This window comes from Arthrobacter sp. FW305-BF8 (genome assembly GCF_021789315.1).
Classification (GTDB): domain Bacteria; phylum Actinomycetota; class Actinomycetes; order Actinomycetales; family Micrococcaceae; genus Arthrobacter.
This window is the reverse complement of record NZ_CP084561.1, coordinates 1847200-1870658: the sequence shown is the minus strand read 5'-3', so window position 1 is coordinate 1870658 and position 23459 is coordinate 1847200. Positions and strand designations below refer to the sequence as shown.

Below are 23459 nucleotides of genomic sequence, written 5' to 3'. Positions count from 1 at the left end.
ATGTCCTAGCGGCGGCCGGCGACGTCGAGGGCCTCGGGGAGGGTGAAGGCGCCGGCGTACAGGGCCTTGCCCACGATGGCACCTTCGACGCCGAGCGGCACCAGGGAGCGCAGGACCTTCAAATCGTCGAGGCTGGAAATGCCGCCGGAGGCCACCACGGGCTTGCCGGTCTTTTCCACCATCTGCCGCAGAAGTTCAACGTTCGGTCCCTGCAGCGTCCCGTCCTTGGTTACGTCGGTGACGACGTAGCGGGCGCAGCCAGCCTCCTCGAGGCGGCCCAAAACGTCCCACAGGTCCCCGCCTTCCTTGGTCCAGCCGCGTCCGGCGAGGGTGGTTCCCCGGACGTCCAGGCCGACGGCGATCCGGTCACCGAAGCGGTCGATGGCCCGCGCGGTCCATTCCGGATTCTCCAGAGCGGCGGTGCCGAGGTTCACCCGGGCGACGCCCAGGTCCAGTGCCTTCTCCAGCGATTCGTCGTCCCGAAGGCCGCCGGAGAGCTCGACCTTGATGTCCAGCCGGCCCACCACTTCGCGCAGCAGGTCCGCGTTCGAGCCGCGTCCGAAGGCAGCGTCGAGGTCCACCAGGTGAACCCATTCCGCGCCCTGCTGCTGCCAGTTGAGCGCCGCCTCCAGGGGCGTGCCGTAGCTTGTTTCGCTGCCCGCCTCGCCCTGGACCAGGCGGACGGCCTGGCCGTTCACGACGTCGACGGCGGGAAGCAGTTCAAGTACCGGCAGCTCGTTTTGGCTGGTCATCAGGGGTCCTCAGTTCTTGTAGACGCGGGTTCCCGTGGGCGGCCACTTCTGCGGCGCGCACGGCGGGTTAGTGGGTTATGTGCCGGGAAGGGTCAGCAGGTAGGCGGCCAGCAGCGACATGGCGGCCAACACGTAGAAACCGATCTGGATCCAGAGCGGTTTGCGCTGCTGCCTGAAGGACAGGCCGCCGCCCACCAGGAGACCGGCGAGTCCCATCAGGAGGATTGACCACATCTAGGCGTCCGCCGCCTGCCGGGAGTGCGGCGCGCGGAGCCCGTCGACCCAGTTTTTCAGGAGACGCGCGCCGGCGTCACCGGACTTTTCCGGGTGGAACTGGGTGGCGCAGAGGGGGCCGTTTTCCACGGCGGCGACGAAGGGGCCACCGTGCTCGGACCACGTGACCAGGGGCGGCGCCATCCGCGGCTGGATCACGTCGAAGTCCCAGTTCTGGACGCCGTAGGAGTGCACAAAGTAGAACCGCTCGCCCTCGACGCCGGCGAAAAGCCTGGAGCCTTCCGGGACCTTGACGGTGTTCCACCCCATGTGCGGCACCACTTCCGCCGGGAGGAGCTCCACCTTGCCGGGCCACTCCCCCATGCCTTCGGCTTCGGTTCCGTGTTCGACGCCGGCTTCGAAGAGCACCTGCAGGCCGACGCAGATCCCGAGGACCGGGCGTCCGCCGGCAACGCGGCGGCCGATCATCCGGATGCCGTCAACAGCTTTGAGCTCGCGCATGACCGTTTCGAAGGCGCCGACGCCGGGAACGACCAGCCCGTCGGCGTTCAGCACGTCCTCGGGCTTGGAGCTCAGGATAACCTCCGCACCGGCACGCTCAAGGGCGCGAACGGCCGAACGGACGTTGCCGGAGCCGTAGTCCAGGACGGTGACGGTGGGTTTGCCCTCCGGGGATGCCGGCTTCATTGTGGCGGACGGGTCGAGGATCGCGCCCTCGTGCAGTACTTTGCCGGTCACAGTGCTCCTTTGGTGGACGGAATGCCCTCGACGCGGGGATCCGGCTCGACGGCTGCGCGGAGGGCCCTGGCGAAGGCCTTGAACTGGGCTTCCACGATGTGGTGCGGGTCGCGGCCCGCGATGACGTTCATGTGCAGGCAGATGCCGGCGTGCAGCGTGATGGCCTCGAACACGTGCCGGGTCAGCGAGCCCGTGAAGTGGCCGCCGATCAGGTGGTACTCCTGCCCGGCAGGCTCGCCGCCGTGCACCAGGTAGGGCCGGCCGGACACGTCGACGACGGCGTGCGCGAGGGCCTCGTCCAGGGGCACGGTGGCCTCACCGAAGCGGCGGATGCCCGCCTTGTTGCCCAGCGCGGTGCGCAGGACCTCGCCGAACGTAATGGCAACATCCTCGACGGTGTGGTGGACGTCAATGTGGGTGTCGCCGGTGGCCTTGACGGTCATGTCGATGAGTGAGTGCTTGCACAGGGCCGTCAGCATGTGGTCGTAGAACGGGACCGACGTGCTGATATCCGACACTCCGGTGCCGTCGAGGTTGATCTCCACCAGCACGGAAGATTCGCTGGTGGCACGCTCCATGCGTGCAGTCCGGGCCTCGGCAGCCTTGATACCGGTGTCGCTCATGGTGATAGATGTCCTTTGACGAAGGATGGGGGCAGACCTGACCTGGTCCATATTCAAGTTTAGGCCGGAAGTACGGCCTGCCGGGCCAGGATGCTTTCCAGCGCTTCCAGGAAGGCTGTGGTTTCCGTCTCAGTACCGGCCGTGACCCTCAGGTGGCCGGCGATGCCGACGTCGCGGACGAGCACCCCTGCATCCAGCAGTCCCTGCCAGACCTCATGGGGGTTCTCCAGCCCACCGAAGAAGACGTAGTTGGAATCGGACGCCGCGGGCCGCAGCCCCATCCGCGTCAGTTCCGCGACAATCCGGTCACGCTGCCGTTTGATGTCTTGGACATCGGCCATGAGCGCCTCGCGGTGCTGCAGCGCCGCGAGGGCGGTTGCCTGCGTGACGGCCGACAGGTGGTAGGGAAGGCGCACCAACCGGAGGGCGTCGGTCACCTCCGGGGCGGCAGCCATGTAGCCGAGGCGGGCGCCGGCAAGAGCGAACGCCTTGCTCATGGTCCGGGAGACGATGAGCCGCTCCCGGCCGGGCAGCAGGGTGAGGGCGCTGGGCGTGCCGTCGTGTGCAAACTCGTGGTAGGCCTCGTCCACGACGACGACCGCCTGACTGGCCTCGCCAGCCTCATAGACGGCTTCCACCACGTCCAGGCCCAGGCCGGTGCCGGTGGGGTTGTTGGGTGAGCACAGGAAGACGATGTTTGGCTGGAGTTCCCGCACCTGGTTCGCCGCGGACTCTGCGCTGAGGCCGTAGTCGTCGGCACGCCTGCCGGCGATGTAGGCGGTGTCCGTGCCGCTGGCGAGCAGCGGGTACATGGAGTACGTCGGCGGGAAGCTCAGGAGTGACCGGCCCGGGCCGCCAAACGCCTGGAGGATCTGCTGCAGGACCTCGTTGGAGCCGTTGGCCGCCCAGAGGTTGTCCGCGCCCAGCCCGTGGCCGAGGTATTCAGCCAGGGCTTCCCGGAGTTCAGTAAATTCGCGATCGGGGTACCGGTTGAGCCCGGCGGCGGCCTCGGATACGGCCGACGTGATGGCCGCCCGCACGTCGGCGGGCACGCCATGCGTGTTCTCGTTGACGTTGAGCAGGATCGGAACATCAAGCTGGGGGGCGCCATAGGGGGACAACCCCCTCAGGTTGGTCCGCAGGGGCAGTCGGTTCAGTCGCTCAAGCTGGTCAGTCACTAGGACAGTTTAAGTAACCCGGAGGGCTGGCCGGAAACTGTGACGGTTCCGGCCAGCCGAAACCGCGCCCAATCACCCCTACTTGTTGGGCACAAACAGCTGCTGACCGGGCATGACTTTGCCGGCCTGGAGGTTATTGAGCTGGACGATGTCCGCGATCACGTCCCGGGGATCGCGGTCCGGGTCGACCTGCCCGGCGATGGCCCAGAGTGATTCACCGGGCTGCACCGTGACCGAAACCGTGGGCGTAACCGTCAGGCCACCGGCATTGTCTGCAGCCTTGGCCGGGGAGTTCAGGAGCCCGGTCAGGGACAGGATAGCGGCAGCCAGCAGAACAAGCGGCAGACCGATCAGGACAATGCGGCCACGGCGGGTCAGACGAAGCCGCGGTGGCTTCCCCGTCCGGGACGCCGCCATTGAACTGGACATTGCCTTTGAAGGCATTGCGGCCGAACGGGACATTGCCGTTGAAGTTGATGCTGCTGTTGAAGCTGACATGGCGTGAGCCCTCCTGGACCAAGTTGTGCTGCCTCGTGTTCGAACAAACAGTTCGAACACCGGGCTGCCAAGCGGCCCTCACTAGAACACATGTTCGAACTTTGCTTTTCCTAGTTTTAGCACCTATCGACGAATTAAGTCGAGACTCGCTAGAACAAATGTTTGAAAAAGCACTATGGCTGGCCTACGTTGGAAATCACAGAACAACCACATCTGCAGTTGATCAGCAGGGTCTGACATTTTCAGGCCGGAAGTTCCCGGCCACTGCAGCTACCGCGGCCGGGAGGAACGGAAAGGCGTTGGCGAACATGGCAGCACAGGCCTCTGACGGCAAGGCTCCCCAGCGCAGCCCGCGGTCTCAGCGGACCCCCAAGGGACTCACCGTCCGGCAGAAAAAGATCCTGGAAACCATCCAGCGCTCGGTCAACGACAACGGCTACCCGCCGTCGATGAGGGAAATCGGCGACACCGTCGGCCTGGCCAGCCTATCCAGCGTGACCCACCAGCTCTCGCAGCTGGAAAAGCTTGGCTACCTCCGGCGCGACCCGAAGCGGCCGCGCGCCATGGAGGTCCTGATGCCGCTCACCCTGGATGCAGGGACGGCAAAAACCGGCGGCGCTGACAAGGCCCCGGCCCTGAGCGCCGCAGGCGCGTCCGTATCCGAACTGCCCAGCGCGATGGACACCGCAATGGTGCCGCTGGTCGGCCGCATCGCCGCCGGCGGCCCCGTCCTTGCGGACCAGATGGTGGAGGACCTGATGCCGCTGCCACGCCAGTTGGTGGGCCACGGCGAACTGTTCATGCTCAAGGTCGCAGGGGACTCCATGGTGGACGCCGCCATCTGCGACGGCGACTGGGTGGTGGTCCGGCGGCAAAGCGACGCGGTCAACGGCGACATCGTCGCTGCGCTGCTCGACGACGAGGCGACGGTCAAGACCTTCCGGCAGCGGGACGGGCACACGTGGCTGCTTCCGCAGAACACGCAGTACGAACCCATCCTGGGCGACCACGCCGTCGTCATGGGCAAGGTGGTGTCCGTACTCCGCTCGCTGTAGCCGCTGCAACGTTAGCCCCGGGCTGTTATAGCCCGGGGCTTTTCACGCCTGTGCGCCGGCGAGCCGTTCGAGCGCTGCGACGGCGGTCTTCTTGTCGGTCGTCGGCCAGAACGGCGGCAGGGCAGCCCGCAGGAACCCGCCATAGCGTTCCGTGGACAGCCGGGAATCCAGCACTGCCACCACTCCCTTGTCGTTCGCGGACCGAATGAGCCGTCCTGCCCCCTGGGCCAGCCTGATGGCCGCGTGCGTGGCGGACACGGACATGAACCCGTTGCCGCCGGCCTGGGCAACGGCCCGGGACCGCGCGGTCATCAGGGGGTCGTCCGGGCGCGGGAAGGGGATCCTGTCAATGACCACCAGGCGGCACGATCCGCCCGGCACGTCGACGCCCTGCCACAGGGACATCGTGCCGAACAGGCACGTATCAGGCTCGTCGGCGAACTGCTTCACCAGTGCCGTCATAGTGGATTCGCCCTGGCAGAGAATGCTGACATCCAGCCGCGTGCGCAGGGCGTCCGCCGCTTCCTCGGCCGCCCGTCGTGAGGAGAACAGGCAGAGCGCTCCCCCGCCGGAGGCGCGGATGAGGGACTCGAGTTCGTCCAGCGCCTCCGGCGAAGTGCCGCGGCCCGGTTTCGGCAGGTGCCGTGCCACATAGAGGATGCCCTGCCGGGGGTAGTCGAAGGGCGAACCCACGTCGACGCCGGTCCAGCTCGGCGCACCGTCGCCGACCAGCCCCAGTCCGCCTGCGGCGGGTTCGAAGGCAGAGCCGATGGCCAGCGTGGCCGACGTCAGCACCACTGTATGGCCGGCGAACAGGCCTTCACGCAGCCTGCCTGCGACGCTCAGTGGGGCGATGTTGACCAGAGCCGGGGCAGTCTCGTCCGGCGCCGAGTATCCCTGTTGGGGATCAAACGTGCTGTTCCGGGAGAACCAGACCACCTCACGGTTTTCGCGCGCCGCAATCAAACGTTCGCAAAGCTCCAAAATCACCAGCAGACGGGAGCGCGCAAGCTGCCGCCCGCCGTCGGCCGTTGTGTTGCTGTCCCCCTTGGAGTCCGACAGCGCCGCCCGGCAGGCCTCACGAAGCTGGTCCACACAATCCAGCTGCTCGTCGTTCAGGCCGTTCGGCAGCAAGCCGCTGGGAACGCCGGCGAGGGCGACCTCCAGGTTTGCTGCCGCTGTGTTGAGCGCGTCAACAGTGATCCCGGTGTGCTTGCGGGCGCCGGAGGCCGCGGCATGGACCATGGCCACCGACAGCTGCCCCGAAACCGCGCCGGTCACCCGGTCCTGGAGCTCGTGGGCCTCATCCACCACCACGACGTCGTACTCAGGCAGCACCGCCAGGCCCTCGAAGGCGCTGACGGCCAGCATGGCGTGGTTGGTCACCACGACGTCGGCTTCCGTGGCGTTGTGCCGGGCAAGCTCGCTGAAGCATTCTTCGGCGAGGGGGCATTTCTGCGCGCCGAGGCATTCCATGGACGTGACGGACACCTGCCGCCAGGCCCGGTCCGTGACGCCGGGAAGGAGCTCGTCACGGTCGCCCGTGGTGGTCTGCTCCGCCCATTCCCGGAGTCTGACCACCTCCTTGCCGAGCTGCGACGAGGGACCGCCCATCGCCGCGGCGAAGTGCGGAACGCTGGTGTCCTCGCCCAGCGAGAAGAGCTGGCCCTCCGAGGGTTCCTCGGAGGGAAAGCCGCCCTCCAGCTTGTGCCTGCAGACGTAGTTCGCGCGGCCCTTGACCAGTGCCACCTTCACGGGCCGGTCGAGTGCCGGTTTGAGGCTCTCCAGCAGCCGCGGGAGGTCACGGCCCACGATCTGGGTCTGCAGCGCGAGGGTGGCGGTGGAGACGAGGGTCGGCTTATTGCTCTCCAGCGAGTGCGCGATGAGCGGGACCAGGTAGGCCAGCGACTTGCCGGTTCCCGTGCCGGCCTGCACCAGCAGGTGGTCGCCGGTTTCGATTGCCCGCGCCACCTGCCGGGCCATCTCGTGCTGGCCGCTGCGGCTTTGGCCGCCCATGCCGGCCACGGCGCGGTCGAGCAGGTCAAGTACGAGCTGCTCTCGGGCCGTGGCCGCGGCGCCGGCGGCTGCCGCCCCGTCAGTCATCGGTGCTGAAGGATTCCAGTTCAGCCGCGAGGCCTTCCCGGACCATGACAACGGCGCGGGTGCCGGCCTCTTCGTGCTCCAGGCTCAGGATCTCCGCATCGGAGTCGTGCAGCTTGCTGATGAGATCCCCGCGGTGGTAAGGCACGAGGAGCTGCATCTTGACGCTGGGCCGCGGGATGGCCTCGCTGATCGCCTCGAGCAGCTCGGCAATGCCCTCCCCCGTACGTGCCGAAACCACCACGTGCCGCGGTTCGCGCTGCTTCAGCCGCTCCACCACAAACGGGTCGGCGGCGTCGGCCTTGTTCAGAACGATGATCTCGGGCACCTTGCGGGCGTCCACCTCGGCGAACACCGACCGGACGGCGGCGATCTGGCCCTCTGGGTCCGGGTGCGACACGTCCACGACGTGCAGGATCAGGTCTGCATCCGCCACTTCCTCGAGGGTGGAACGGAAGGCCTCCACCAACTGGGTGGGAAGGGACCGGACGAACCCCACGGTGTCGGCCAGCGTGTACCCCATTCCGTCGGCGGTCTCTGCCTTGCGGACGGTGGGATCCAGGGTGGCGAACAGGGCGTTCTCGACCAGGACTCCGGCATCGGTGAGGCGGTTCAGCAGCGAGGACTTGCCGGCGTTGGTGTATCCGGCGATGGCCACGGACGGGACTGCATTACGACGGCGGTTGGCCCGTTTGGTCTCCCGTGCAGGCTTCATCGCGGCGATCTCCCGACGCAGCTTGGCCATCCGGGTGCGGATCCTTCGCCGGTCCAGTTCGATCTTGGTTTCACCGGGCCCACGGGAGCCCATGCCGGCGCCGGCGCCGCCCACCTGGCCACCGGCCTGGCGGGACATGGATTCACCCCAGCCGCGGAGGCGCGGAAGGAGGTACTCGAGCTGCGCCAGCTCCACCTGGGCCTTACCTTCGCGGCTCTTGGCGTGCTGGGCGAAGATGTCAAGGATGAGGGCCGTGCGGTCGATGACCTTCACCTTGACGATGTCTTCAAGGCCGCGCCTCTGGGAGGGCGCGAGTTCGGCGTCCACAACGACGGTATCGGCGCCGGTGGACATCACCACGTCCTTGAGTTCCAGGGCCTTGCCGGAACCGAGGAAAGTGCCGGGGTCCGGCTTGGCCCGCCGCTGGACCAGTCCGTCGAGGACTTCCGAGCCCGCAGTTTCCGCCAGGGCGGCGAGTTCACGCAGGGAATTCTCGGCGTCGGCTAGCGTGCCTTCGGTCCAGAGGCCGGTGAGTACGACGCGTTCCAGACGCAACTGCCGGTATTCGACTTCGGTGACGTCTTCGAGTTCGGTGGACAGCCCGGCCGTGCGTCGCAGTGCCCGGCGTTCCTCGAGGTCCTGCTGGTCGCCGTCGTATGTGCTGTGCTCTTCCGCAAGCTGCGAGATGGCCTGCGCCTTGCCCAAAACACCCTGGCTGTCAGCGCGGCTGCCGTTGGCAGGTGCGGCGTTCTTGGCTGGGACGTCCTTGGCGAGGATCCGGTCGATAACAGCCTGGATCTCCTCAGGACTCATGTCCTGGGCTGCCGGCTCGGATCCGGGATTTTGCTGATTGGTCATGGTCTCCTTTGAAGGTTCTGCATCTTCAGAATAGTGCTGATTGCCGCCCTTGGCAGCGGTATTCGCGCTGGGCTGACTACGAGGGGTCATGGAGGGTCTCCTGAAATGCCGGCAGACGTCGGGCATGGCCGGCGGGAAGCGGTCTGATTGAGTGCTGTTCGGGCTGCGATCCTGCGGAAGGTCTGTGCCTGCAAAGGGCAATACCTGCGTCGCATTGGAGGGGAGCCATTGGCCGGTGCCGGCGGCTAAAGGCCGCGGGCAAAAAGAAGTACCGGCTACTCAAAAATCAGGAACATGCCTTCAATGTTACCAGAACGGGCAGGCGGCCTTCCCGTCAGCCGGTTTCCCATCGGGCGGGCAGCCCACTAATCTGGCCAGTTATGGAGTCTGCCCACTATTTCAGCGCATCACCGGCGGGGCCGTTTACCCGCAAGCCCCTCACAGTGGAACTGGCCGGTGAAACGCGGAAGCTGCAGACCTCGTCCGGCATCTTCAGTCCGGACGGGATCGACAAGGGCACAGCCATCCTGCTGGCCGAGGTTCCGGCGCCTTCGCCGCAGGGAAACCTGCTCGACATCGGCTGCGGGTGGGGACCCATCGCCCTCACCATGGCGCTCCGGGCACCGCACGCTCAGGTCTACGCCGTGGACGTCAATGAACGATGCATCGCGCTCACCAACGGGAACGCCGGACTGCTGGGGCTGAACAATGTCACGGCCAGCACGCCCGAGAACGTGGATCCCGAAATCCGCTTCGACACCATCTGGTCCAATCCGCCGATCCGGATCGGCAAGGATGAGCTGCACTCACTCCTGCTGCTCTGGCTGCCGAGGCTGGCACCGGGCGGTTCGGCGTGGCTGGTGGTGCAGAAGAACCTGGGCTCGGATACGCTTCAGCGCTGGCTGGCGGAGGTTTTGGATAGCTCCTTCACGGTGACGCGGGAAAGCACGTCCAAATCCTTCAGGATCCTGCGGGTCAGGAAAGCGTCCCAGTAGCAACGATCGTGGCCGGGCCGCTGAGCTCAACGTGCTCGCGGCCGCCGGCGACGGTGAAGAACTTCACGCCCACGACGCCGCCCGGCACCTTCACCTGCCAGGCGTCCGGGGCGCCCTGCCCGGCCCAGTGCCGGATGGCCACCGCCGCGGCGCACGCACCGGTGCCGCAGGACTGCGTTTCGCCGACGCCACGCTCGTGGACCCGCATGGTCACGGTGCCCACACCCTCGTGCACCAGCGGCTCGGCCGGGACAACGAACTCAACGTTCGTGCCATTGGCGGGCGCCGGGTCGACGTGCGGGGCGGCAAAGAGCCGGGTCTCCCGGAGTTCGGACAGCTCGGCCAGGGCAACGACCGTGTGGGGGTTACCCATGCTGACGGACAGCGCCGGCCGCGGCACCTCGAGTCCCTCGGCGGTGACCAGCGAATCCATGGCACGGGCCGCTGCCTCGTCCGGGAAGATGAACTCCCAGGGGCCCATGTCGACGGCGTAGCCGTCACCTGCGCGGACGATGGTCTTGACGCCGCCGCGGGTGCCGATGGTCAGTGAGCCGCCGGCCGGCAGCTGAGCCAGGCCTTCGGCCAGGAGGAAGTGGACAAACACGCGCACGCCGTTGCCGCACATCTCTGACAGGGAACCGTCACCGTTGTGGTAATCCATGAACCACTCGGCGTCGGGGTTCTCGGCAAGAATCTGGCGGCCCTCGTCAAGGAGACGGGACGGGACGGCGCGGATGAGTCCATCGCCGCCGATGCCGCGGTGGCGGTCGCACAGCTGGGCGACCTGCTCCGCGGAGATCGCGTGCACGCCCTCGGGATCAGCGACCAGGACAAAGTCGTTGCCTGTTCCGTGGCCCTTGGAGAACCGCAGTCCGCTCAGTGTGGTGGCGGCGGGCCGGGCTGTTTCTGCAAGGGTTTCATTCATGGTTCAAGGTTACCCGTCCGCCGGTGGCGCCAGAAAAACGCTGTGGATCTGCCTCGCCGGCTGCGGGTGCTGGTGAGGAGGATGCCGGCGACCACAATCACACCGCCGGCTATTTGCGCGAAGGTGTAGGGACGGCCGGAGAGGATTGTGAACAGGGCTGTGAAGACGGTGATGAGGTTAAGGAACACTCCGGCGTTGCCGGCGGGGATGACTGTCAGTGCGCGGTTCCAGAGCAGGTAGGACAGCACTGACGGGAAGAGCGCGATGAAGGCCAGGGAAACGATGGCACCCTGCGTGGACGGCAGCGCGGGACCGCCGGCAGCGAGGCTGAGTGGCGTGAGGACGGCAACGGTGATCGCGGCCTGGACGGCCGTGGTGGTTATCGGGGGCAGCGGCGGAGCCAGGCGCCCGGTGATCGTATACGCGGACCATGCTGCAATGGCTCCGAGCATGAAGAGCTCACCGGTCCCGAACCCGGCCTGCAGCAGCTTGCCCAGGTCGCCGTTGCTGAGGACAAGCAGCACCCCGACGAGCGCGATCAGGACACCGCCAACTGCGCGCCGAGTCAGGCGTTCGCGCAGGAACGCAGCAGCGGCCAGCGTTATGAGTGCCGGGTTGAACGCATTGATGAGGGAAGCACTGAACGCATCCGTGTGCTCGAGAGCCGTGTACAAAAGCAGGTTGTAGCCCAGCAGTCCGAACACGCTCAGGGCGATCAGCCACGGCCAGGCGGCCAGCACCTGCCGCCATTGCGGACGCTCCACCAGTTGGGCGATGGCCAGCAGCGGAACCAGGGCGAGGGACCAGCGCAGCAGCACCAGGCTGAGGGGATCGATGCTCGCGACCGCGCCGGCCCCGACAACGTAGTTGCCGGCCCAGAACAGAGTCGCTCCCAGCAGCGAAGCGACGGCGACGATGAGGGCACGCCGCGAGGAGTGCTTTGGCGTGGTGGCAACTGCGAGGGTCATACGGGCCTTTCTTCCAGTGCGTTGTTGCGGGCTTGGCTCAGCGGCAGAGCCCGGCTGCCTTGGCGGCGAGATGAGGGTCCTGCCAGTCCAGCCAGCTGATGCGGGGGTCGGCCCGGAACCACGTCAGCTGCCGGCGGGCGAACTGCCTGGTGGCCACGATGGTCTCTTCGGCTGCCTGCGCTACATCCGCTTCGCCGTCGAGCACCTTGAGGAACTGGGCGTAGCCCAGTGCGCGGGGTGCGGTCTTGCCACGGCGAAGGCCCTGGGCGTCCAGCCGTTCGACTTCGGCCAGCAGCCCCCGCTCCACCATGCGGTGCACGCGGACGGCGAGCCGGTGGCGCAGCTGCTCCCGGTCCACCTCCAGCCCGATCTGGAGGGCGGGCTGGTGGTACTCGCGGGTCGGCATGAAGGAGCTGAACGGGCGCCCGGTCAGCTCGAACACTTCCAGCGCGCGGATGATGCGGCGGGCGTCGCCGAGGCGGCCGGCGGAGACGGGGTCTACCACCCGCAGGCGGTCCAGCAGCCCCGCAGATCCTTCCGCAGCGTTCTCCTGTTCCAGCCGGGCACGGATTTCCGGATCGGTTCCCGGGAAGTCCAGCACATCGAGTGCGGCGCGGACATACAGGCCCGACCCGCCGGCCAGGATGGCCCGCTTGCCGCGGCGGTGGATGTCCGCGACGGCGTCCCTTGCCTGCTGCTGGAAGTCGGACACCGACGCTTCCTGCGTCACGTCCAGGATGTCCAGCAGGTGGTGCCGGACGCCGCGCTGTTCAGCCTCGGTGACCTTGGCGGTGCCGATGTCCATGCCGCGGTAGAACTGCATGGCGTCGGCGTTGATCACTTCGCCGCCCAGGGCCAGGGCAAGATCGACGGCGAGGTCGGACTTGCCTGAACCGGTGGGGCCGACAACCGCTATGACGGGGAGTTGGCCCGCCACCGGGTCAGCGGCTCCGCACCGGGAGCGAGGGCATGCCGAGCGACACGCCCGTCCTGCCCGCTGCACCCGCCGCGCCAGGGGCGGGCACACCGCAGGTATCGGCCTGCGCCCTGTCCCAGGCATCGCCGGCGCGCGACCGGCGCAGGGAGTAGTCGGCTGCGGAGGCAGGATCGGCGACCAGGTGGAAGGCGGCCGCTTCCGTAATGGTGACGGTCACCAGGTCTCCGGGACGCGGGGCACGAGCGCCCTCGGGAACCGTGAAGTGGACGAGGCGCTGGTCCTGCGAACGGCCCGAGAGGCGGTGCGTTTCCTCGGACTTGCGGCCGGACTGGGCGGTGACCATGACCTCGACGCGGCGTCCCAGCTGCTTGGCGTTCTCCTCCGCGGCAATGCGGTCCTGGAGCGCGGTGAGGCGCTCGAAGCGTTCCTGCACCACCGCCTTGGGCAGCTGGTCCGGCAAGTCCGCGGCCGGCGTGCCGGGCCGCTTGGAGTACTGGAAGGTGAAGGCCGTGGCGAAGCGAGACTTTTCGACGACGTCCAGGGTCGCCTGGAAATCCTCCTCCGTCTCCCCCGGGAAACCAACGATGATGTCCGTGGAGATCGCCGCATGCGGCATCTTGGCGCGGACCTTGTCCAGGATCCCCAGGAACTTCGCCGACCGGTAGGAACGCTTCATGTCCCGCAGGACCTTGTCCGATCCCGACTGGAGCGGCATGTGCAGCTGCGGCATGACGTTGGGCGTCTCGGCCATGGCGTCGATGACGTCATCGGTGAACGCAGCCGGGTGAGGGCTCGTGAAACGCACCCGTTCCAGGCCCGGGATCTCGCCGCAGGCGCGGAGCAGCTTGGAGAAGGCCTGGCGGTCGCCGAACTCCACCCCGTAGGAGTTCACGTTCTGGCCGAGGAGCGTCACTTCGATGGCGCCGTCGTCCACCAAGGCCTGGACCTCGGCGAGGATCTCCCCCGGCCGGCGGTCCTTTTCCTTGCCCCGCAGGGCAGGGACGATGCAGAAGGTGCAGGTGTTGTTGCAGCCGACCGAAATGGACACCCAGCCCGAATAGACGGAATCGCGTTTGGTGGGCAGCGTGGACGGGAAGACGTCCAGCGACTCAAGGATTTCCAGCTGCGCCTCGTTGTTGTGGCGCGCCCGGTCCAGGAGGGCAGGCAAGGCGCCGACATTGTGCGTGCCGAAGACGGCATCCACCCAGGGCGCCTTCTTCAGGATGGTTTCGCGGTCTTTCTGGGCCAGGCAGCCGCCGACGGCGATCTGCATCCCCGGGTTGGCGGCTTTGATGGGGGCCAGCTGGCCGAGGTTGCCGTAGAGCTTGTTGTCGGCGTTTTCCCGCACTGCGCAGGTATTGAAGACGACGACGTCGGCCTGGGCACCGTCCGCCGGTACATAACCGGCGGCCTCCAGCATGCCCGCCATGCGCTCGGAGTCGTGAACGTTCATCTGGCAGCCGAAGGTGCGCACCTGGTAGGTGCGGGGCGCGACGGCGCCGCCGGTTGCGTTTTCGGTGCCGGATGCGGGGGAAGGATAGGTCAGACTCACCCATTAAGGGTACCGGCTGCCACGAGTGCCGGCCGCGTTCACTCCCGGCGTTCGATCACTCCCAGGACGGGGCGGCCCCGTAGGTGTCCTCCCCGGACGCGGCGCCGCCGGCTGCGGCGTCCAGGACCTCCCCCACGATCCGGAAAGCCTGCGAGGGCTGGTACCCCTTGCGCGCGAGCATGGACGCGAGCCGCCGCGTGGTCTTGTCGCGTTCCGCCCGGTCAGTCAGGTCCGTGCCCGGCCGTAGCTTGCGCTGCACGAGGTGGCGGGCGGCGGCTTCCTCGTCCTCGTCGCTGACCTGCTCCAGGGCAGAGGCCGCCGTGTCAGGGTCAATGCCCTTGTCCGCGAGCTCCCGGCGCAGGGCTCCCCTGGCGAGCCTGCGCGACTGCGACCTGCTCCGCACCCACATGTCCGCGAATTCGGCGTCGTCGACGAGCCGGACCTCTTCGAAACGGTCCAGCACGGCCGCGGCGACGTCCTCCGGCACGTTGCGCTCGGCCAGCTTGCGTTCAAGCTGCAGCCGGCTCTTGGGCGATGCGGTCAACTGGCGCAGTACGATGGCGCGCGCCACCGATACCGGATCTGAGTCCCGGTCCTCATCGGGGTCCGGGCTGGGCCCTGCTTCCCGGTCCCCTCCGGCCTTGGCAAAGGCCGAAGAGGACCGGCGTCTGCTAGAAGCCGTCAACGGCCTTCAGCTTCGGTGAAGCTTCGGCGTCGGCCGCCGGCTTGGTTCCCACGCCGAGCTTTTCCTTGATGAGCCGTTCCAGTTCCGCGGCGAGTTCCGGGTTGTCGCGCAGGAAGCGGCGCGAATTCTCCATGCCCTGGCCGAGCTGGTCGCCGTCGTAGGTGAACCACGACCCGGACTTCTTGATGATGCCGTGCTCCACGCCCATGTCGATGATGCCGCCCTCGCGGGAGATGCCCTGGCCGTAGATGATGTCGAATTCGGCGATCTTGAAGGGCGGGGCCATCTTGTTCTTGACGATCTTGGCCTTGGTGCGGTTGCCGACGGAATCGGCACCTTCCTTCAGGGTCTGGATGCGGCGGACGTCGATACGCACGGAGGCGTAGAACTTCAGCGCCTTACCACCGGTGGTGGTTTCCGGGGAACCGAAGAACACACCAATCTTTTCACGCAGTTGGTTGATGAAAATGGCGGTGGTCTTGGTCTGGCTCAGCCGGCCGGTGATCTTTCGCAGGGCCTGACTCATGAGGCGTGCCTGGAGGCCGACGTGGCTGTCGCCCATGTCGCCTTCAATTTCCGCGCGCGGCACCAGCGCTGCCACGGAGTCGATGACCACGATGTCCAGTGAGCCGGAGCCCACCAGCATGTCCATGATTTCGAGGGCCTGCTCACCGGTGTCCGGCTGGGAGACCAGCAGGGCGTCCGTGTCCACGCCGAGCTTGGCGGCGTACTCGGGGTCGAGGGCGTGTTCGGCGTCGATGAAGGCGGCGATGCCGCCGGCACGCTGGGCGTTGGCCACGGCGTGGAGGGCTACGGTGGTCTTACCTGACGATTCCGGACCATAGATCTCAACGACGCGCCCCCGCGGGAGACCTCCGATTCCCAGTGCGACGTCCAGCGCGATGGAGCCGGTGGGGATGATCTCGATGGGGGCGCGTGTTTCGTCGCCCAGCCGCATGATCGATCCCTTGCCGAACTGCTTGTCAATCTGCGCGAGCGCTGCTTCAAGCGCTTTTTCACGATCCGGGGCTGCCGCCATGGTTCACACCTCTAATGCTTTCTCGCTTTGGAGGGGCCTCTGCGGCCCTTTGTCTGTCATCACCGACGCTAGCGCCACCCGCTGACATTCTTGCCGGGCAGGCGCACGTATGTGGATAACCCGCTGGCAAAAAGCATAGTCGCACCCGAACAGATATTCGAACAATCTGTCGGCGTGTCAGCAGGTTCCCAGGCCGGGTCGGGCTCTTCTCAGACCAGGTCTGGCCCGTGCTGTCGCGGCTTGATATCGCGGCCGAGGCGGCGCTCCTCCGGGACGTCCTGCACGTCGCACACCGCCAGCCAGATGTCGCGGGGACTGACGCCCGCGGCGAGGGCCTGGTCGGCTGTCCGGCCGCCGACCCCGGCAAGGACGAGGGAGCCGCCCAGCACGCGCGAGTAGCCGGCCCCGAATTCGTCGTCCATCAGCCGCCAGAAATCACTAATCCTCACCCAATACAGTCTCTCACGGACCCTGACTCTAGAATGGTTGCCATGAGCAATCCCGCTGAAGCCCCCGGAACCACTGCCCCCTTCGAGGACACGCTTGATACGGCACTGACCAATGTGGAGCACCAGATCAGTCTTTTCTGGCGACGGGCCCGGTCCATTTCCCAGCAACTGTCGCGCGAGGTCCACCCGGACATGGAGCCGGCCGCCTATGGACTGCTTAGCGTGATCCGCAAGAGCGGCCCCATCCGCCTCACCGAACTTGCATCCAGCATCGGCGTCGGCAAGCCGTCCGTCAGCAGGCAAATCGCATTCCTTGAAAGCATCGGCCTGGTGCTCAAGGAAGCCGACCCGCTGGACGGCAGGGCGCAAACGATCCGGCTCACAGCCGAAGGCGAAGAGAAGATGCACCAGGTGCAGGATGCCCGGCGGCAGGTGTTCCGTGAGCGCCTGGGCGAATGGCCGGTGGAGGACCTCGACGCGCTGGCCACCTACATGGCCAAGCTCAACGCCACGTACGAACGTGACGGATTCCCCCGGGACGACGTCTAGATTAGGGCTTGATTTCAAGGCACGACGAAGGCCTCCGGCGGATTGCCGGAGGCCTTCGCTGTTGCTATTAGTCCGGAGCTGTTGCTATTACTCCGGAGTTCCGGGTTCCGTTACCGGGCGCCCGACAGCATTTCCGTGGCGAGCTCGTTGTTGAGCTCGCTGCTCAGGTCACGGCCGTAACGCTGGGAGAATTCCTGCGGGACGGTGTCCGGCACGGCAACGCCTTCGGCGACAGCCACGCGGTCGCTGACCTCACGGAGCATGCTGGAAAGCGGAACATCCAGCGCCGAACAGATCGAGGACAGGAGTTCCGAGGAAGCTTCCTTCTGGCCGCGTTCCACTTCACTCAGGTAACCCAGGGAGACCCGGGCACTGTGCGAAACTTCGCGGAGGGTACGCCCTTGCCGCTGGCGGACATCGCGCAGTACATCACCGATTTCGTGACGAAGTACAACCATCTTGCGCTCCTTCTGTTCGCTCTTGGCCTGATCGGCGAGGCCCACGTCCTTCCAGCGGACAACGCCGTTTACGGACACGGGCTGCTTTACCATCTGTATCGCCTTGCTCCCTCATGGTTCCGGTTCACTGTGACGTAAACCGCATATGTTCTCTTCATCCTAGGCGCCTCCCTCAAGGAGAGGCGACACAATGTGACAACTATTCGGATTCGCTTTTTGTTCCCGGCAACCTTACTCCGGGTAGCTTAGCGCAGTCAGCGGGCCAGGTCAGCGTAGCCGGAAACTCAGCTTAACGCAGCCAGTGCCTCCTGCAGCCGCTCCAAAGCAGCGCCACAGGCCAGCCCGCGGATTTCTGCCCGGGTGCCCTGGAAGCTGTAGGGAAAGGCCTGCACACCCTGCGCAGTGGCGACGCCTACGAACACCGTTCCGACGGCCTTGCCGTCGTGCGCGTCAGGGCCGGCGACGCCCGTGGTGGAGACGGCGAGGTCCGCGCCGCAGACCCGCCGGGCGCCGTCGGCCATGGCGGCAGCCACTGCTTCATCTACCGATCCGACGGCGTCCAGCAGGTCCTGGGAAACGCCAAGGACGTCCCGCTTCACGGTGTTGCTGTAGGAGACCACGCCGCCCTGCAGCATGGCGGAGGCCCCGGGGGTGTCGGCCAGTACGGCGGCGACCATTCCTGCCGTGAGCGATTCCGCGGTGGCGACGGTGACGCCGCGCCCGACGGCCGCAGCCACGGCTTCCCCGGCGATCCGGTGCAGATTCGTCACGGCTGGCCCTCCTCGTTCTCCTGCTGGCCGAGGTCCGCAGCCCGCCGGCGCAGCCCCTCCGACCGGACTTTCAGCGCCTGAATGACATATTCGGCGCCGGTCCAGACGGTGATCAGCACGGCTGCCAGCATCACCGCGAAGGCCACCCATGTCAGCCACGGTGCGATGGAAGCCAGCGGAAGGAGGTAGAGGAAGATCGCCACGGTCTGGACAACCGTCTTGAGCTTGCCGCCGCGTGACGCCGGGATGACGCCGTACCGGATGACGAAGAACCGCAGCGCTGTGATGCCCCACTCACGGACCAGGATCACGATCGTCATCCACCAGGGCAGCTCATTCAGGACGCACAGCATGACCAGGGCCGATCCGGTCAGCAGCTTGTCCGCGATCGGATCGGCGATCTTGCCGAAGTCGGTGACCAGTCCCCGGCTGCGGGCGATGTCGCCGTCGAGCTTGTCCGTGTAAATCGCGACGGCGAACGCCGCCACGGCCGCCCAGCGCCACCCGCCGGACTCGCTCCGCAGGCCCGGGGCGTCGGCGATCAGGAACCACACGAAGAACGGCACCAGCGCGATGCGGAGCATCGTGAGGATGTTGGGAAGATTCCAGATCCCGGAGCTGTTGGAGCCGGCCGCGGTCGCTTCGGTGCTAGTCACCCTTCTAGGCTACCGTCTTCGGCGCTACCGCTTTCTTGCTGATGCCCGTGAAGACTACCTGCCGGTGAGGGACCAGGCGTCCTCGGAACCGTCCTCGTCGTCACCGGAGCTGTCGGCGCCGTCGTAATAGTCGACACTCTGGGTGCGGTTGTCCAGGTCGGCGGCAACGAGGTCCTCCGCGTAGCCGCCCTGCGCGATGTTGGCATTGGCGTTGTCACTGAGCGCGGCGGTCTGGGAATCGGCCGTGGCCGGTGCCTCCTGGCCCTTCATCGCGGCCAGAACCGCGGCGAGGTCGTCCGGCTTGACCAGCACGTCGCGCGCCTTGGAGCCTTCCGACGGACCAACAACGCCGCGCGATTCGAGCAGGTCCATGAGGCGGCCTGCCTTGGCGAACCCGACGCGGAGCTTGCGCTGCAGCATGGACGTCGAGCCGAACTGGGTGGTGACCACCAGCTCCGTGGCCTGCAGCAGCACCTCGAGGTCGTCCCCGATGTCGTCGTCGATCTGCTTCTTCTGCGCCTCGGGCGCGACGTCGTCACGGTAGACGGCCTGGAGCTGGCCCTTGACGTGCTCGACCACCTTGTGGATCTCGGATTCTGTGACCCAGGCGCCCTGGACACGCATCGCCTTGGAAGCGCCCATGGGAAGGAACAGAGCGTCACCCTGCCCGATCAGCTTCTCGGCCCCGGGCTGGTCGAGGACCACGCGTGAGTCGGTCACGGAGGACGTGGCAAAGGCCATGCGGGACGGCACGTTGGCCTTGATGAGGCCGGTGACCACGTCAACGGACGGGCGCTGCGTGGCGAGCACCAGGTGGATACCGGCGGCGCGGGCCAGCTGCGTGATGCGGACGATCGAATCTTCCACGTCCCGCGGTGCGACCATCATGAGGTCGGCGAGCTCATCCACGATCACCAGGAGGTACGGGTAGGGCCGGATGACCCGCTTGGAGTCCACCGGCGGCTGGACCTTGCCGGCGCGCACTGCCTTGTTAAAGTCGTCCACGTGCTTGAAGCCGTAGTTGGCGAGGTCGTCGTAGCGGGCGTCCATTTCGCGGACCACCCACTGCAGCGCCTCGGCGGCCTTTTTGGGGTTGGTGATGATGGGCGTGATGAGGTGCGGCACGCCTTCGTAGGCGGTGAGCTCCACGCGCTTGGGGTCCACCATGACCATGCGGACCTCGTCGGGCGTGGCCCGCATCAGCAGGGACGTGATCATGGAGTTCACGAACGAGGACTTACCGGCGCCGGTGGCACCGGCCACCAGCAGGTGGGGCATCTTGGCCAGGTTGGCCACGACGTAGCCGCCCTCGACGTCCTTGCCGACGCCCATGACCATGGGGTGGTCCGTGCGGCGGGCATTCTGGCTGCGCAGGACGTCACCCAGCGACACGGTCTCGCGGTCCGTGTTGGGGATCTCGATGCCGATGGCGGACTTGCCGGGAATGGGGCTCAGGATGCGGACGTCGCTCGAGGCGACGGCGTAGGAGATGTTTTTGGACAGCGCGGTGACTCGCTCCACTTTGGTGCCCGGCGCCAGTTCGATCTCGTACCGGGTCACGGTCGGACCGCGGCTAAAACCGGTCACAGTCGCATCCACGTTGAACTGCTGGAGTGTGTCAGTCAGGGCGGCGACGACGGCGTCGTTGGCTTCCGTGCGTTCCTTGGGAATGGAGCCTGGCGTGAGCACGTCGGACGACGGCAGCGTGTAGGTGACATCGCCTGCGAGGGACAGTTGCTCCGTGCGCTGCGGAATCGGTGTGGGCGGCGGCGCGGGCGCGACTGGCTTGGACGGCACCTGCGCGGCAGCAGCGGCAGTCGAGCCGGGTGAGGTCGCCGAACCGGCCATGCCGGGGACCACGAGCGGAATGGCCTCGGTGGCGTTCTCGGCGTCGGCGCCCTTGGCGCCGAGTCCTTGGGCTGCCTTGATCTTCTCGACGGCGATCTCCGCCTGGGTGGGCCGCCGGACTCCCGGGGCCACGGCGGGGCGCCCCTTGCCGGCCTCCGGTGACGGCTCGTCGTCGTCGTCGACCACGGCATGTTCAAACGCTTCGTCTCCGACGTAGCCTTCCAGCCGGGGGTCGGCTTCCTCGTCCTTGCCGAAGAGCCGTTTGCGCTTCTTCTTGGGGGCGGGCGGGCTGTTCTCGTACAGGTAGCTGCGGTCGTGGGCGTCGCCGTCGTTCTCCTGCAGGTCGATCCCCATCAGGTGCTCATAGGCGCCGCGCAGCCGCCGCGGTATGGCCCCGAACGGCGTGGCCGTGACGATGAGGACAGACACGAAGGCCAGCAGCCCGTACAGGACCACCGGGACCGCGGGGTGAATGGCGGCCAGCGGCGAGGCCGCCAGGAAGCCCAGCATGCCGCCAGCCTGCCGCAGCCCGTCGAAGCCCTCGCTCACGGTCGGCTGGCCGCCCACGATGTGCGCGATCCCGCACCCTGCGAACGTCATGATGAGGAAGCCGATGCCCACGCGGTTGTTTCCGCGGCCGTCCACAGGCTGCCGGAAGAGCCTGCAGGCGCACACGAAGAGCATGAGCGGCAGGACCAGCGACATCCAGCCGAAGGTGCCGTTGACCACGGCGTAGACGGCGTCCGGGAACCAGCCACGGAAACCCCACCACGCGAAGGTGGCGATGAAGACCGCGAGGGCCAGGTTGAACAGGGCGGCGCCGTCGCGGCGGTCTTCGGGGGCCAGGTCGCTGACATCCTGGCCGATCCGGCGCACTCCCCCGCCCACCAGGTGGCCGATGCCCAGCCAGGCCCCGCCGGCCACCCGCAGCAGCCAGGGCTGCCGGTGTTCGACGGCGGGAAGCTGGCGCGTGCGGGCGCTGCCGGCGGACGATCCGGCCCGGCCGGATTTGGCCGCGGAAGAGCCGCTGCGGCCCGCGGATGCGCCCGTTTTACTGCTGGGGGTACGTTTTGGCGCGGGGGAAGTACGTGTGGCCATATCTGCCACGGTACTCCACCCCGGCCATGGAACCGCGGATTTCCGGGGCTTCCGGGGGCTGTGTTCAGCCCCCGGGCGCCGGCGGTTAGGCCTCCAGGACCACCGGGATGATCATGGGGCGCCGACGCAGCTTGCGGTTGACCCACGTGCCGACCACCCGGCGGACGATCTGTTGCATCTGGTGGTTGGTGTGGTCAGCGTTGCTGAGCACGGCCTCCTCCAGTGCGGCGTTGATCTTGGGAATGATGTCGTCGAAGACCGAGTCGTCCTCGGCGACGCCGCGGGCGTGGATCTCCGGCCCGGAGACGACCTTGCCGGTGGCCCTGTTGATGACCGTGATGATGGAGATGAAGCCTTCATCGCCCAGGACGCGGCGGTCCTTGAGGTCTGCATCCGTGATTTCGCCGACGCTGGAGCCGTCCACGTACACGAAGCCGACCTCGACCTGGCCCACGATGTCGGCCTGGTGGTCCCGCAGGTCAATCACCGTGCCGTTGTCTGCCAGCAGGATGCTGGCCGTCGGAACGCCGGACTCCTCCGCGATCTTGCCGTTGGCGATCAGGTGCCGCGTCTCACCGTGCACCGGCATGGCGTTAAGTGGCTCGAGGATGTTGTAGCAGTAGAGGAGCTCCCCTGCCGCAGCGTGGCCGGACACGTGGACCTTGGCGTTGCCCTTGTGGATCACGTCGGCGCCGAGCTTCAGCAGGCCGTTGATGATGCGGAAGACGGCGTTCTCGTTGCCGGGAATGAGGCTGGAGGCCAGGATGACGGTGTCGCCCTGGCCCACCACCACGCGGTGGTCACCGTTGGCCATGCGTGACAGTGCGGCCATGGGCTCGCCCTGGGACCCGGTGGACATCAGCACCACCCGGTTGTCGGGCAGTGAGTCGATGTTCTTCAGGTCCACCAGGATGCCGTCCGGCACGTGCAGGTAGCCAAGTTTGGCGGCGATGGCCATGTTCCGCACCATGGAACGTCCCACGAAAGCGACGTTGCGGCCGTGCTTGGCCGCAGCGTCCAGGACCTGCTGCACCCTGTGCACGTGTGATGAGAACGACGCCACGATGATGCGCTTGGTGGCCTGACCGAAGAGCCGGTCCAGGGTAGGGCCGATCTCCTTCTCCGCGGTGGTGAAACCCGGGACGTCGGCGTTGGTGGAGTCGGACATGAACAGGTCCACGCCTTCTTCACCCAGCTTGGCGAAGTGCCGGAGATCGGTGATGCGGCCGTCGAGGGGCAGCTGGTCCATCTTGAAGTCGCCCGTGTGCAGCACCGTGCCGCCGGCTGTGCGGATGAAGACCGCCAGGGCGTCCGGGATGGAGTGGTTGACCGCAACAAACTCGCACTGGAAGGGGCCAAACTGCTCCACCTGTCCCTCGGTGACGGACAGCGTGTAAGGCCTGATCCGGTGCTCCTGGAGCTTGGCTTCAATCAGCGCCAGGGTCAGCTGCGATCCAACCAGCGGAATGTCGTTGCGGAGCCGCAGCAGGTACGGAACGGCTCCGATGTGGTCCTCGTGGCCGTGCGTAAGGACAACAGCCACGATGTCGTCGATCCGGTCCTCGATGTAGGAGAAATCGGGCAGGATCAGGTCAACGCCGGGCTGGGTTTCCTCGGGGAAGAGGACGCCGCAGTCGACGACCAGCAACTTGCCGTCGATTTCGAACACAGCCATGTTCCGGCCGATTTCACCGAGCCCGCCCAGCGGAACAATCCGCAGGGTGCCCTGGGGAAGGCGGGGAGGCGTAACGAGGCCGGGGAGGGCTACTTGGGTCATAA

Annotated in this window: 23 protein-coding genes; 3 read left to right on the top strand and 20 right to left on the bottom strand. The window is 66.8% G+C overall.

Translation table 11 applies throughout. The features are described 5' to 3' along the window. Positions 1-5: 5 nt before the first annotated feature. The 6 genes from priA to LFT45_RS08325 form a co-directional block, all read right to left on the bottom strand. Complete coding sequence (gene priA / locus LFT45_RS08350) at positions 6-752, bottom strand: bifunctional 1-(5-phosphoribosyl)-5-((5-phosphoribosylamino)methylideneamino)imidazole-4-carboxamide isomerase/phosphoribosylanthranilate isomerase PriA (RefSeq protein ID WP_087873510.1); 747 nt, start codon at positions 750-752, stop codon at positions 6-8. A 75-nt stretch (positions 753-827) separates the two neighbouring features. Continuing rightward, positions 828-986: a hypothetical protein gene (locus tag LFT45_RS08345; RefSeq protein WP_180987215.1), complete on the bottom strand. Its 159-nt coding sequence runs from the start codon at positions 984-986 to the stop codon at positions 828-830. After that, the gene (hisH, locus tag LFT45_RS08340) at positions 987-1724 is read right to left on the bottom strand and encodes an imidazole glycerol phosphate synthase subunit HisH (protein WP_236807896.1); all 738 of its coding nucleotides are present in this window, start codon (positions 1722-1724) and stop codon (positions 987-989) included. Then, complete coding sequence (gene hisB / locus LFT45_RS08335; protein ID WP_003798736.1) at positions 1721-2347, bottom strand: imidazoleglycerol-phosphate dehydratase HisB; 627 nt, start codon at positions 2345-2347, stop codon at positions 1721-1723. The genes hisH and hisB overlap by 4 nt, the downstream gene beginning before the upstream one ends. Before the next feature lie 59 nt (positions 2348-2406). Then, positions 2407-3525, bottom strand: a complete 1119-nt coding sequence (locus LFT45_RS08330) for a histidinol-phosphate transaminase (protein WP_236807895.1) — start codon at positions 3523-3525, stop codon at positions 2407-2409. A 78-nt stretch (positions 3526-3603) separates the two neighbouring features. Next, positions 3604-3954: a LysM peptidoglycan-binding domain-containing protein gene (locus LFT45_RS08325; protein WP_236807894.1), complete on the bottom strand. Its 351-nt coding sequence runs from the start codon at positions 3952-3954 to the stop codon at positions 3604-3606. Positions 3955-4331: 377 nt separating this feature from the next. On the opposite strand from LFT45_RS08325, the gene lexA reads away from it, so the two are divergent. Further along, positions 4332-5078, top strand: coding sequence for a transcriptional repressor LexA (lexA, locus tag LFT45_RS08320; RefSeq protein ID WP_236807893.1), 747 nt, complete (start codon positions 4332-4334; stop codon positions 5076-5078). Between the two features lie 42 nt (positions 5079-5120). Here lexA and LFT45_RS08315 read toward each other — a convergent pair whose 3' ends face one another. Both LFT45_RS08315 and hflX read right to left on the bottom strand, forming a co-directional pair. Continuing rightward, positions 5121-7181, bottom strand: a complete 2061-nt coding sequence (locus LFT45_RS08315) for an ATP-dependent DNA helicase (RefSeq protein WP_236807892.1) — start codon at positions 7179-7181, stop codon at positions 5121-5123. Then, positions 7174-8751, bottom strand: coding sequence for a GTPase HflX (gene hflX, locus LFT45_RS08310; RefSeq protein WP_236807891.1), 1578 nt, complete (start codon positions 8749-8751; stop codon positions 7174-7176). Before hflX ends, LFT45_RS08315 begins: the two co-directional genes overlap by 8 nt. Positions 8752-9131: 380 nt before the next feature. On the opposite strand from hflX, the gene LFT45_RS08305 reads away from it, so the two are divergent. Beyond that, complete coding sequence (locus LFT45_RS08305) at positions 9132-9746, top strand: class I SAM-dependent methyltransferase (RefSeq protein WP_236807890.1); 615 nt, start codon at positions 9132-9134, stop codon at positions 9744-9746. Here the strand turns inward: LFT45_RS08305 and dapF are convergent. The 7 genes from dapF to LFT45_RS08270 all read right to left on the bottom strand — a co-directional run bounded on the left by dapF (position 9727) and on the right by LFT45_RS08270 (position 16301). Further along, entirely contained in the window at positions 9727-10671 is a 945-nt protein-coding gene (dapF, locus tag LFT45_RS08300; protein WP_236807889.1) for a diaminopimelate epimerase, read from the bottom strand. The genes LFT45_RS08305 and dapF overlap by 20 nt on opposite strands. Next, entirely contained in the window at positions 10668-11639 is a 972-nt protein-coding gene (locus LFT45_RS08295; protein WP_236807888.1) for a DMT family transporter, read from the bottom strand. The genes dapF and LFT45_RS08295 overlap by 4 nt, the downstream gene beginning before the upstream one ends. A gap of 37 nt (positions 11640-11676) precedes the next feature. Beyond that, positions 11677-12576: a tRNA (adenosine(37)-N6)-dimethylallyltransferase MiaA gene (miaA, locus tag LFT45_RS08290; RefSeq protein ID WP_236807887.1), complete on the bottom strand. Its 900-nt coding sequence runs from the start codon at positions 12574-12576 to the stop codon at positions 11677-11679. A 4-nt stretch (positions 12577-12580) separates the two neighbouring features. Further along, a complete protein-coding gene (miaB, locus tag LFT45_RS08285; RefSeq protein ID WP_236807886.1) occupies positions 12581-14128 on the bottom strand; it encodes a tRNA (N6-isopentenyl adenosine(37)-C2)-methylthiotransferase MiaB in 1548 nt (515 codons plus the stop codon). Between the two features lie 55 nt (positions 14129-14183). After that, positions 14184-14699: a regulatory protein RecX gene (locus LFT45_RS08280; protein WP_236809162.1), complete on the bottom strand. Its 516-nt coding sequence runs from the start codon at positions 14697-14699 to the stop codon at positions 14184-14186. A gap of 100 nt (positions 14700-14799) precedes the next feature. Next, positions 14800-15852 (bottom strand): recombinase RecA, encoded by a 1053-nt coding sequence (gene recA / locus LFT45_RS08275; protein WP_236807885.1) that lies wholly within the window; start codon positions 15850-15852, stop codon positions 14800-14802. Positions 15853-16061: 209 nt separating this feature from the next. Continuing rightward, entirely contained in the window at positions 16062-16301 is a 240-nt protein-coding gene (locus LFT45_RS08270) for a DUF3046 domain-containing protein (RefSeq protein WP_111904706.1), read from the bottom strand. A gap of 42 nt (positions 16302-16343) precedes the next feature. On the opposite strand from LFT45_RS08270, the gene LFT45_RS08265 reads away from it, so the two are divergent. Beyond that, positions 16344-16850, top strand: coding sequence for a MarR family winged helix-turn-helix transcriptional regulator (locus LFT45_RS08265; RefSeq protein WP_236807884.1), 507 nt, complete (start codon positions 16344-16346; stop codon positions 16848-16850). Positions 16851-16960: 110 nt separating this feature from the next. Here the strand turns inward: LFT45_RS08265 and LFT45_RS08260 are convergent, their stop codons facing one another. From LFT45_RS08260 to LFT45_RS08240, 5 genes are all read right to left on the bottom strand, one after another. After that, a complete protein-coding gene (locus LFT45_RS08260) occupies positions 16961-17401 on the bottom strand; it encodes a helix-turn-helix domain-containing protein (RefSeq protein ID WP_236807883.1) in 441 nt (146 codons plus the stop codon). A gap of 191 nt (positions 17402-17592) precedes the next feature. Next, complete coding sequence (locus LFT45_RS08255) at positions 17593-18078, bottom strand: CinA family protein (protein WP_236807882.1); 486 nt, start codon at positions 18076-18078, stop codon at positions 17593-17595. Further along, positions 18075-18734, bottom strand: a complete 660-nt coding sequence (pgsA, locus tag LFT45_RS08250) for a CDP-diacylglycerol--glycerol-3-phosphate 3-phosphatidyltransferase (RefSeq protein ID WP_236807881.1) — start codon at positions 18732-18734, stop codon at positions 18075-18077. Before pgsA ends, LFT45_RS08255 begins: the two co-directional genes overlap by 4 nt. Positions 18735-18788: 54 nt before the next feature. Continuing rightward, the gene (locus tag LFT45_RS08245) at positions 18789-21680 is read right to left on the bottom strand and encodes an FtsK/SpoIIIE family DNA translocase (RefSeq protein ID WP_236807880.1); all 2892 of its coding nucleotides are present in this window, start codon (positions 21678-21680) and stop codon (positions 18789-18791) included. Between the two features lie 85 nt (positions 21681-21765). Further along, positions 21766-23457 carry a ribonuclease J gene (locus LFT45_RS08240; RefSeq protein ID WP_236807879.1) on the bottom strand — a complete coding sequence of 564 codons (1692 nt, stop codon included), beginning with the start codon at positions 23455-23457 and terminating at the stop codon, positions 21766-21768. Between the last annotated feature and the right edge of the window lie 2 nt (positions 23458-23459).

Coding starts and splice junctions, on each gene's coding strand:
- priA (WP_087873510.1), bottom strand. CDS start 752: ATGACCAGCCAAAACGAGCTGCCGGTACTTGAACTGCTTCCCGCCGTC.
- LFT45_RS08260 (WP_236807883.1), bottom strand. CDS start 17,401: ATGGTAAAGCAGCCCGTGTCCGTAAACGGCGTTGTCCGCTGGAAGGAC.
- lexA (WP_236807893.1), top strand. CDS start 4,332: ATGGCAGCACAGGCCTCTGACGGCAAGGCTCCCCAGCGCAGCCCGCGG.
- LFT45_RS08315 (WP_236807892.1), bottom strand. CDS start 7,181: ATGACTGACGGGGCGGCAGCCGCCGGCGCCGCGGCCACGGCCCGAGAG.
- dapF (WP_236807889.1), bottom strand. CDS start 10,671: ATGAATGAAACCCTTGCAGAAACAGCCCGGCCCGCCGCCACCACACTG.
- recA (WP_236807885.1), bottom strand. CDS start 15,852: ATGGCGGCAGCCCCGGATCGTGAAAAAGCGCTTGAAGCAGCGCTCGCG.
- LFT45_RS08245 (WP_236807880.1), bottom strand. CDS start 21,680: ATGGCCACACGTACTTCCCCCGCGCCAAAACGTACCCCCAGCAGTAAA.
- LFT45_RS08240 (WP_236807879.1), bottom strand. CDS start 23,457: ATGACCCAAGTAGCCCTCCCCGGCCTCGTTACGCCTCCCCGCCTTCCC.
- LFT45_RS08345 (WP_180987215.1), bottom strand. CDS start 986: ATGTGGTCAATCCTCCTGATGGGACTCGCCGGTCTCCTGGTGGGCGGC.
- LFT45_RS08265 (WP_236807884.1), top strand. CDS start 16,344: ATGAGCAATCCCGCTGAAGCCCCCGGAACCACTGCCCCCTTCGAGGAC.
- LFT45_RS08295 (WP_236807888.1), bottom strand. CDS start 11,639: ATGACCCTCGCAGTTGCCACCACGCCAAAGCACTCCTCGCGGCGTGCC.
- hisB (WP_003798736.1), bottom strand. CDS start 2,347: ATGAGCGACACCGGTATCAAGGCTGCCGAGGCCCGGACTGCACGCATG.
- LFT45_RS08305 (WP_236807890.1), top strand. CDS start 9,132: ATGGAGTCTGCCCACTATTTCAGCGCATCACCGGCGGGGCCGTTTACC.
- hflX (WP_236807891.1), bottom strand. CDS start 8,751: ATGACCAATCAGCAAAATCCCGGATCCGAGCCGGCAGCCCAGGACATG.
- LFT45_RS08325 (WP_236807894.1), bottom strand. CDS start 3,954: ATGTCCAGTTCAATGGCGGCGTCCCGGACGGGGAAGCCACCGCGGCTT.